This window comes from Burkholderia sp. E168m23 (assembly GCF_016586125.1).
GTDB classification, from domain to species: Bacteria; Pseudomonadota; Gammaproteobacteria; order Burkholderiales; family Burkholderiaceae; genus Burkholderia; species Burkholderia orbicola.
The window spans coordinates 1-8,314 of record NZ_BCPP01000208.1 but is presented as its reverse complement, the minus strand read 5'-3'; the positions used below and the strand labels follow the sequence as shown (position 1 = coordinate 8,314).

The following is an 8,314-nucleotide window of genomic DNA, read 5'->3' as shown; positions in this document are numbered from 1 at the left end:
CGCGTTCGCCGCGCCGCCGGCCGGCTCATCGAAGGCCGCCCCGTTCGAAATCACCCTCAGCGACGCCGAATGGCATCGTCGGCTCACGCCCGCCCAATACACGGTCCTGCGCGAAGCCGGCACCGAACGGCCGTTCACCAGCCCGCTGAACGACGAGCACCGGCACGGCACGTTCGCGTGCGCCGGCTGCGACCTCGCGCTGTTCTCGTCGGCCACCAAATTCGACAGCCATACGGGCTGGCCGAGCTTCTGGAAACCGCTCGATCACGCGGTCGGCACCGATACCGACGCGTCGTTCGGAATGGTCCGCACCGAAGTGCACTGCCGCCGCTGCGGCGGCCATCTCGGCCACGTGTTCGACGACGGCCCGGCGCCGACCGGCCTGCGCTACTGCATGAACGGCCTGGCGCTCGCCTTCCACCCGGCCGCCGCCTGATCCGGCCCCGCTCCCGACCGACTGGAGAACGCATCATGCTGCTCATCGTCCTTGCCTATCTCGGCGGCGTGCTCACGATCCTGAGCCCGTGCATCCTGCCCGTGCTGCCGTTCGTATTCGCGCGCGCCGACCAGCCGTTCGTGCGCACCGGCCTGCCGCTGCTCGCCGGCATGGCGCTCACGTTCGCCGTCGTCGCGACGCTCGCCGCCGTCGGCGGCGGCTGGGTCGCGCAGGCCAATCAGGCCGGCCGCTGGATCGCGATCGTGCTGCTCGCGGTATTCGGCCTGACGCTGCTGATGCCACGCTTCGCGGAACACCTGACGCGTCCGCTCGTGGCCGCCGGCAACCGGCTCACCGGGTTCGCGCAACGCGACGGCCGTGCGGCCGGCCCGGCGTCGTCGCTGCTGCTCGGCGTCGCGACGGGCCTGCTGTGGGCGCCCTGCGCGGGCCCGATCCTCGGCCTCGTGCTGACCGGCGCCGCGCTGCGCGGCGCGAGCGTCGGCACGACGCTGCTGCTCGTCGCGTATGCGGCCGGCGCGGCGACCTCGCTCGGCGTCGCGCTCGTGATCGGCGGCAAGGTGTTCGCCGCGATGAAGCGCTCGCTCGGCGCCGGCGAATGGATCCGGCGCGGGATCGGCGCGGCGCTGCTGGCCGGCGTCGGCGCGATCGCGCTCGGCCTCGACACGGGCGCCCTCGCGCAACTGTCGACCGTCACCACGGGCGGGCTCGAAACGAAGCTCGTCGACCGCCTCGGCGGGCGCTCGAACGGCGCGCCGGCGGCAACGGCCGCACCCGGTGCCACCGACAACGCGGCGGGCGGCGCGATGATGGCTGCCGCCGCGGATGGCGCGCAGGCCGGCGAAGGTGCGATGGCCGGCAGCGCGATGATGCGTGCGGTCGGCGCGACCCCGTCCGCGCTGCCCGTCGAAGGCACGCTGCCGTCGCTCGACGGCGCGGTGCAGTGGCTGAACTCGCCGCCGCTGACGGCGGCCGGGCTGCGCGGCAAGGTCGTGCTGGTCGATTTCTGGACGTATTCGTGCATCAACTGCCTGCGCACGCTGCCGTACACGACCGCCTGGGCACGCAAGTACGCGCCGTACGGGCTCGTCGTGATCGGCGTGCACGCGCCGGAGTTCGCGTTCGAGCGCGACATCGGCAACGTGAAGAAAGCCGTGCACGATCTCGGCATCGACTACCCGGTCGCGATCGACAACGGCTATTCGATCTGGCGCGCGTTCAACAACGAATACTGGCCCGCGCACTACTTCATCGACGCACAGGGACGGGTCCGCCATCACCACTTCGGCGAAGGCGAATATGTGCAGTCCGAACGCGCAATCCAGTCGCTGCTCGCCGAAGCCGGTCATCCGGACGCGCTGAACGTGCCGCTCGGGCTCGCCGGCGCCCCTGCGAAAGGTGCGCTCGCGGCGGCCGACAGCGCGGACGCCCGTTCGCCCGAGACCTACGTCGGCTATGCCCGTGCGGAAAGCTTCGCGTCGCCGGGCGGCGTCGTGCGCGATGCGGCGCACCGCTACGACGCGCCGGCCCAGCCGGATCTCAACGGCTGGGGCCTCGCCGGCACGTGGAGCGTCGGCGCCGAACGCGCGGCACTCGCCGCGCCGGATGGCCGGATCGTCTACCGCTTCCATGCACGCGATCTGCATCTCGTGCTCGGCCCGGGCGCGAACGGCCGGCCCGTGCGCTTTCGCGTGACGCTCGACGGCACGGCGCCCGGCGCCGCGCATGGCGCCGACGTCGACGCGCAAGGCTACGGCACCGTCACCGGCCAGCGCCTGTACCAGCTCGTCCGCCAACCCGGCGCGATCGCCGATCGCACGTTCGCGATCGAGTTCCTCGATCCGGGCGTCGATGCGTACGCCTTCACGTTCGGCTGATCGCGCGCACCGCCGCCATCCGAGCACCGTCCTTTTCAACGCATTCCGAAGGAGCAAAACATGATCCCGATCCCGACCCGCGATGCCGCCGCCCGACGGCGCGCGGTCATGCTGCGCCGCATCGGCGCCATCGCCGTCGCGGCGGCGGCCGTATTCGGCTACCAGCGCATCGTCAATTCCGCCGAGCCGATGCGCACCGTGCCCGCAGCAACACTCGACGAAACGCCTGGCGCGTCGCACGACGAAACGGCCGTGCTCGCCGGCGGCTGCTTCTGGGGCGTACAGGGCGTGTTCGAACACGTGAAGGGCGTGAAGCAGGTCACCGCCGGCTATGCGGGTGGCGCGTCCGAAACCGCGCACTACGCGCTCGTCGGCTCGGGGCTGACGGGGCATGCGGAATCGGTGCGGATCGTCTACGACCCGACGCAGATCACGTACGGCCGGCTGCTGCAGGTGTTCTTCTCGGTCGCGCACGACCCGACCCAACTGAACCGGCAAGGCCCCGACGAGGGCTCGCAGTACCGCTCCGCGATCTTCCCGACCACCGCGCAGCAGCGCGCGGTCGCGACCGCGTACATCGCCCAGCTCGGCAGCGCGCATGTGTTTCCGGCGCCCGTCGTTACGCGTGTCGAAGCCTACAAGGGCTTCTATCCGGCCGAGGCCTATCATCAGAACTACCTCGAGCTGCATCCCGATGCGCCGTACATCGCGTTCAACGACCTGCCGAAGGTCGCCGGGCTGAAGCAGTACTTCCCGGCGCTGTACCGTACCGACCCGGTGCTGTGGCGCGAAGCGCGCTCGTGAGCCGCTGGCGAGCGTCCGCTCGCCGCATGGCGACATACCGCCCGCCGCCCAGCCGCGCCACGGCCGCCACCCATCGGCGGCGGCCTCTTTGCGCCACGTCAACGAATCGACGAACGCGATGCCGGGGCAAACCCGCATCGCATCCGCCGGGGTCGGCAACTTCGCGTAGACTTCTCCTGATCCCCGCCGCATGATGCGGCACCCGGACCACCCGCCCAGCCAGGAGGCGTCACGCATGCGCGCAGTGCCTTTGCCTGACAGCAACACCCTCGAAGAACCGTCCACCGGCGCGGTCGTGCGCGACCTGCGCCGCGTGCCCATTCATCCGGATCACTGGTATCCGCTCGCGTGGTCGCGCGAGCTCAAGCGCGGCAAGACGCTCGGCGTGCGCTTCGCCGGCGATCCGATCGTGCTCGTGCGCACCGAATCGGGCGCCGTGTATGCGCTCGAAGATCGTTGCGCGCACCGCCAGGTGCCACTGCACGCGGGCGTCGTGAGCGGCGAAACGCTGCGCTGCTGCTATCACGGCTGGACCTACGCGTGCGACAGCGGCCGTTGCGTCGACGTGCCCTACCTCGGCCGCGAGCGCTTGCCCAACGGCGTGCGCGCGTATCCGTGCCGCGAGGCGCACGGGCTGATCTTCGTGTTTCCAGGCGACGCCACGCTCGCCGAAACACGGCCGTTCCCCGCGCTCGAATCGGCGGACAACCCCGCGTACAAGACGCGCCGCTTCGGTCGCGAGGTCAAGTGCCACTATTCGTTCATGCACGAGAACCTGATGGACATGAACCATCAGTTCCTGCATCGCAAGCAGATGGGGCAGATGCGCGCTCGCTCGGTGGGCCGCCGCCGCGGCGACGACTGGGTCGAGGTCGACTACACGTTCGCGCGGATGGAAGGCAAGCAGCCGGTCGGCGAGGCGCTCGTGTTCGGCGCGAGCAAGAAGCCGGCCGACCAGTCCGACAAGAGCGTGATGACGGTGCGCACCGGCTACCCGTACCAGACGCTGCAGATTCGCTCGAGCGAAGGCACGCTCGTGATGGACCTGTGGATCGTCTACGTGCCGCTCGATGCCGAGCAGCGCACCAACCGCACGTTCGGGCTGCTGTCGATCCACAAGCCCGGCATCCCGTTCGCACTCGATCTCGCATGGCCGCTGCTCGTGTGGTTCACCGAGCGGATCTTCCGCGAGGATCGCTGGATCGTCGAACGCGAACAGGAAGCGCACGACGCCCAAGGCGCCGACTGGAACCACGAGGTGTTTCCGGTCATCAACGAGCTGCGCGACCTGCTGCGCCAGTGCGGCGCGCGCACCGTGATCCCGATTCGCGACGTGCGCGACAGCGCGTAACGCGCGGCGCGCCGCGGCGCGCGCCGCTACAGCGTGAACGCGCCCGGCAGCAATGCGCGGGCCGTCGTGATCTCGACGGCCCCTTTCAGGTTCGTGAGGATCACTTCGATGTCGGGCTTGCCGATCTCGATGATCACCTGACGACATGCGCCGCACGGCGCGATCGGTCCGTCCGTGTCGCCCACCACCGCGAGCCGCGCGAAATCCCCGGGCCGATAGCCGGCGGCGATCGCCGCGAACAGCGCCGTGCGTTCCGCGCAATTGCACAGGCCGTACGACGCGTTCTCGACGTTGCAGCCGTGGAAGACCGTCCCGTCGCGCGCCAGCAGCGCCGCGCCGACCTTGAAGCGCGAATACGGCGCATACGCGCGTTCGCGCGCCGCCTTCGCCTGTTCGATCAGTTCGTCTCGTTCCATCGTGGTGAAGCCTCCGGGAGCGCGGTCAGTCGACGCGCTGGTAAAGGGTCGGCGGCGCTTCGCCGGTCTCGCCGAGCACGTAGCCGCGGCGGATCGCATCCACCGCGTGGGCCGCGGCCGCTTCGTCGCGGGCGTGCACGAAACCCAGCGGCTCGCCGGCCTCGATGCGCTGCCCGATCTCCGCGAGCGCCGACAAGCCGACGCTGACGTCGATCGCATCCTCCGCGCGCGTGCGGCCGCCGCCGAGCGCGACCACCGCGAGCCCGAGCGCGCGGCAGTCGACCCGCTGCACCACGCCGCTCACGGGAGCCGGAACCGGCACGATCACCGCCGCCCGCGCCAGATGCCGCGCGGGCGCGTCGAGCAGGTCGGCCGGGCCGCCGAGCGCGGCGACCATGCGCGCGAAACGCTCGGCGGCCGCGCCCGAATCGAGCGCCTGCTGCAGCTTCTCGCGCGCATGGGCGGCATCGCGCGCCAGCCCGCCGGTGACGAGCAGCTCCGCCGACAGCGCCATCGTCACGTCGTGCAAACGGGCGGGACGCGACTTGCCCGTCAGGTAGTCGATCGCGCACGCCACCTCGAGCGCATTGCCCGCGCACGGCGCGAGCGACTGGTTCATGTCGGTGAGGATCGCGGTCGTCTTCATGCCGGCGCCATTGCCGACGTCGACGATGCTGCGCGCCAGTTCCGCCGATTTCTCCGCGGTCGGCATGAACGCGCCGGAGCCGACCTTGACGTCCATCACGAGCCCGTCGAGCCCCGCCGCGAGCTTCTTCGACAAGATCGACGCGGTGATCATCGCGACCGATTCGACGGTCGCCGTCACGTCGCGGATCGCATAGATGCGCTTGTCGGCCGGCGCGAGCCGCGCGGTCTGCCCGATGATCGCGACGCCGACCTCGCGCACCGTGCGGCGAAACGCATCCGTATCGGGCATCACGTCGTAACCGGGGATCGCGCTCAACTTGTCGAGCGTGCCGCCGGTATGGCCGAGCCCGCGCCCCGAGATCATCGGCACGTAGCCGCCGCACGCGGCCACCATCGGCCCGAGCATCAGCGACACGACGTCGCCGACGCCGCCCGTCGAATGCTTGTCGATCACCGGCCCGCCGAGATCGAGTGCGCGCCAGTCGAGCACGTCGCCCGAATCGCGCTGCGCGAGCGTCAGCGCGACGCGCTCGTCGGTGCTCAGGTCGTTGAAATACACGGCCATCGCGAACGCGGCCACCTGGCCCTCGGTCACGCTGCCGTCGGTCACGCCGCGCACGAACGCGGCCATGTCGTCGCGATCGAGCGGCTGCCCGTCACGCTTCCTGCGAATGAATTCCTGCGGTAGAAACATCGTTGCCTCGCTTCGATCGGAGTCGACTGTACGGTTCAATGCAGCGAGAAAAACAGGCCGGCAATCGCCGCGCTCATCAGGTTCGACAGCGTCGCGGCCGTCAGCGCGCGCAAGCCGAGCCGCGCGACGTCCGAACGGCGTTCGGGCGCGACCGCGCTGAAGCCGCCCGCGAGAATCGCGATCGACGAGAAGTTCGCGAAGCCGCACAGCGCGAACGATACGATCGCGAGCGTCTTCGGGTCGAGCACCTGCAGGCCGGCCGCCGCCGCGTGCGCGCCACCCTTCAGGTACGGCGACAGGTCGCCGTACGCGACGAATTCGTTGAAGATCAGTTTCTCGCCGATGAAGTTGCCGGCCAGCGTCGCATCGTGCCACGGCACGCCGATGATCCATGCGAGCGGCGCGAACAGATGGCCGATGATACCGACCAGCGTTACCTGCGGAAAGCCCGCGAACGCGGCCGCGCCGCCGACGATCAGGTTCATCAGCGCGATGAGCCCGACGAACGCGATCAGCATCGCGCCGACGTTGATCGCGATGCGCAGGCCGACCGATGCACCGGAGGCGGCCGCCTCGATCACGTTGGCGGCGCGCTTGTCGTCGAAATCGAGGCCATCGACCACCACGCGGCTCGGCTCGACGGTCGGAAACAGCAGCTTGCCGAACAGCAGCCCGCCCGGCACCGCCATGAACGACGCGGCGAGCAGGTACTCCATCTTCACGCCGAGGCCGGCATAGCCGACCAGCACCGAGCCCGCGACCGACGCCATCCCGCTCGCCATCACCGTGAAGATCTCGGCGCTCGTCATGTTGCGCACGAACGGCTTCACGAGCGCGGGCATCTCGCTCTGCCCGAGGAAGATCGTCGCGACGGCCGAGCATGCCTCGATGCGACTCACGCCGAGCACCTTCGCCAACCCCGCGCCGAGGATCGCGACGATCCACTTCATCACGCCGATGTAGTACAGCACCGAGATCAGCGCGGTGACGAAGATGATCATCGGCAGCACGCGCAGGCCGAACACGAACCCGCCGTCGCCGAACAACTGGAACATGCGCGCGTCGACCAGCCCGCCGAACACGAACGCGATGCCGTGATTGCCCATGTCGAGCACGCGATTGACGCCGTTCGCGGCCCCGGCCAGCGCCGCGCGGCCCGACGGCACGAACAGCACGAGCGCACCGATCGCGAACTGCGTGAGCAGCGCGGCGATCATGGTCCGCGCGCTGACCGCACGACGGTTGTTCGACAGCAGATACGCGACCAGCAACAGAAACAGCATGCCGAGGAGACTGCGCAGAATATCCACCTTGTGCTCCTTTCTCACTATTTGAACTGTCCGGCGGGCGGCCCGTGCCCGCGACCCGTGCGATCGGGTTGGTGGATGTTACTCGCTCGATATGCGCGCCGGCAACGTCGCCAAAATCGCCGCGGCCAATGGCATCGATCGTTTCTTTTTTCGTGCCTCGACGACTTGATCAGTTGTTCTATCTACCCTGCGAAAACGCGCGCGGGGCGCGCCGTTCGAACGGACACGCCCCGCATGACCTGCGTCGTTCAACCGGCGCGTTCGACCGGATGCGGCTCGCGCAGCCGGTTCGCGATCCGCGCGGCCTCGTAGTAGCCCGCGCCCGGCGGGCGCTTGAGGTAGCGGCCCGCGCCGCGCACCGCGCGCAATTCGCCGTCGGCCCATGCGAGTGCGCCGCGCGTGAGCGTGTGCGTCGCGACGCCCTGCACCGTCATCCCCTCGAACACGTTGAAGTCGACCTGCTGGTGATGGGTCTTCACCGAGATCGTCTTCGTCGCGGCCGGGTCCCACACGACGAGGTCGGCATCGGCGCCAACCTGCACGGCGCCCTTGCGCGGATACAGGTTGAAGATCTGTGCGGCATTGGTCGACGTGATCCGCACGAACTCGTTCGGCGTGATGCGGCCGTGATTCACGCCGTGGTGCCACAGCACCGACATGCGATCCTCGACACCGCCGCAGCCGTTCGGGATCTTCGTGAAATCCTCGCGGCCCATCGCCTTCTGCGACGCGCAGAATACGCAGTGATCGGTCGCGGTCG

General features: G+C 69.6%; 8 protein-coding genes. 4 read left to right on the top strand and 4 right to left on the bottom strand.

Features of this window, described 5'->3' with window-relative positions:
- The 4 genes from msrB to JMF90_RS13240 form a co-directional block, all read left to right on the top strand.
- Positions 1–436: peptide-methionine (R)-S-oxide reductase MsrB (gene msrB, locus JMF90_RS13255; protein WP_201325153.1), on the top strand; the 436-nt coding region annotated here is incomplete at its 5' end.
- Between the two features lie 35 nt (positions 437–471).
- Positions 472–2,331 carry a cytochrome c biogenesis protein DipZ gene (locus tag JMF90_RS13250; protein WP_201317480.1) on the top strand — a complete coding sequence of 620 codons (1,860 nt, stop codon included), beginning with the start codon at positions 472–474 and terminating at the stop codon, positions 2,329–2,331.
- Positions 2,332–2,391: 60 nt separating this feature from the next.
- Positions 2,392–3,135: a peptide-methionine (S)-S-oxide reductase MsrA gene (msrA, locus tag JMF90_RS13245; protein ID WP_011545781.1), complete on the top strand. Its 744-nt coding sequence runs from the start codon at positions 2,392–2,394 to the stop codon at positions 3,133–3,135.
- A 235-nt stretch (positions 3,136–3,370) separates the two neighbouring features.
- Positions 3,371–4,486 (top strand): aromatic ring-hydroxylating dioxygenase subunit alpha, encoded by a 1,116-nt coding sequence (locus JMF90_RS13240; protein WP_011545782.1) that lies wholly within the window; start codon positions 3,371–3,373, stop codon positions 4,484–4,486.
- A gap of 26 nt (positions 4,487–4,512) precedes the next feature.
- Here the strand turns inward: JMF90_RS13240 and JMF90_RS13235 are convergent, their stop codons facing one another.
- The 4 genes from JMF90_RS13235 to JMF90_RS13220 form a co-directional block, all read right to left on the bottom strand.
- Positions 4,513–4,902, bottom strand: a complete 390-nt coding sequence (locus JMF90_RS13235) for a cytidine deaminase (RefSeq protein WP_011545783.1) — start codon at positions 4,900–4,902, stop codon at positions 4,513–4,515.
- Between the two features lie 25 nt (positions 4,903–4,927).
- Positions 4,928–6,244 (bottom strand): thymidine phosphorylase, encoded by a 1,317-nt coding sequence (gene deoA / locus JMF90_RS13230; protein WP_011545784.1) that lies wholly within the window; start codon positions 6,242–6,244, stop codon positions 4,928–4,930.
- A 35-nt stretch (positions 6,245–6,279) separates the two neighbouring features.
- Entirely contained in the window at positions 6,280–7,554 is a 1,275-nt protein-coding gene (locus JMF90_RS13225) for a NupC/NupG family nucleoside CNT transporter (RefSeq protein ID WP_011545785.1), read from the bottom strand.
- 248 nt (positions 7,555–7,802) lie between these two features.
- Positions 7,803–8,314: amidohydrolase family protein (locus JMF90_RS13220; protein WP_201325152.1), on the bottom strand; the 512-nt coding region annotated here is incomplete at its 5' end.